The sequence below is a fragment of the Phytoactinopolyspora endophytica genome (assembly GCF_004138495.1).
GTDB classification, from domain to species: Bacteria; Actinomycetota; Actinomycetes; order Jiangellales; family Jiangellaceae; genus Phytoactinopolyspora; species Phytoactinopolyspora endophytica.
On record NZ_ML142849.1, the window covers coordinates 658,474 to 659,708 of the forward strand.

Annotated in this window: 2 protein-coding genes; both read right to left on the reverse strand. The window is 68.7% G+C overall.

Annotated features, from left to right (window positions below):
• A partial coding sequence (locus tag ELR45_RS40350) for an acetylxylan esterase (RefSeq protein ID WP_240759106.1) occupies positions 1-568 on the reverse strand: 568 nt, incomplete at its 3' end.
• 153 nt (positions 569-721) lie between these two features.
• Positions 722-1,235 (reverse strand): class I SAM-dependent methyltransferase (locus ELR45_RS36580; RefSeq protein WP_205855743.1); only part of this gene is annotated, 514 nt, incomplete at its 5' end.

Sequence of the window (1,235 nt, forward strand, 5' to 3'; positions counted from 1 at the left end):
CACCCTGGCTGCCGCCGGTGACGACGATCCGCTCCTCGTCCACCAAGGGGTGACCGGCCGCGGCCTCGACCGCGCGGACCGCGTCCGTGAACACCCGACGGTAGTAGTAGTCGTCGGGGTCGAGGACGCCGCGGGTCATGAAGCCCGGCGTCTGCGGGTTCGCTCCACCCGCCGGATCCGGTGTGTCACCCGGCGAGCCGTTCGAGCCCTGGCCGCGGGTGTCCATGACGAACGTGGCGTAACCGGCGGTCACGGTAGCCAGCCAGTCATGCGGGAGACCGCGTCCACCGCCGTAACCGATGTAATGGACGACGGCCGGCAACGGCTCCCTCGTACCCGCCGGGACAAGGAACCAGCCGGCGATGCGATGCCCGCCCCAGCCGGAGTAGCGCACATCGTAGACGTCCACCAGGCTCAGCGCGGCGTCGTACGGGGTGAACTCGGCGTCCAGCGGGTGCTCGCGCGCCTCGGCGAGCGTCCGCTTCCAGAACGCGTCGAAATCGGGCTGCTCGTCCCGCTCGGGACGGTAATCACGCAACTCGGACAGCGGCTTGTCGAACAGGGGCACGGTCGGACTCCTTCACGGCAGGCGCGTGCACAGACTGCCTGAAGGTTACAGGGCCCGCCGGAGACCCACCCTGATCGGCATCCGTCCCGCCCCGTCCAGGAGCAGGGGCCGAGCCGGCTCGGCCCGGCCCCCGCCGTATCCCGCGTCCGCGGCTCAGGGCCGCAACTCGTAGAGCACGTTGAACGGATTCTCCGTGATGGGAGCCCGCTTGACGCGCTGGAATCCAGCCTTGGTACCGAACTCGCGGACCCTGCTCTCGGGCATGCCGCATGTTCCCAGGCCGGCGCCTCCGTCGGCGAGCGATGTGGTCATGCAGTACAGCAGACTGGCGCCGTAGAAGAACGTGGCCAATGGGCCGACGTTGTCCGCCGGCTCGTCGGCGGCGTTGATCTCCAGCAACAGGTAGATACCGTCGCTGTTCAGCCCTTTGCGGATGGCGTGCATCAGGCCGAGAGGATCGGCCGAGTCATGCACGACGTCGAACGTGGAGACGATGTCATAGCGTGCCGGAAGGCCGTCGACGGCCACGTCGCCGCGCTCGAAGGTCACTCGATCCGAGAGACCGCTGGCCTCCGCGTTGGCGCGTGCCCGTTCGAGCTGGCCTTCGAAGCTGTCGATACCGACGAACGTGGAACGCGGGTACCGCTCGGCCAGTCGCAACAGCGCC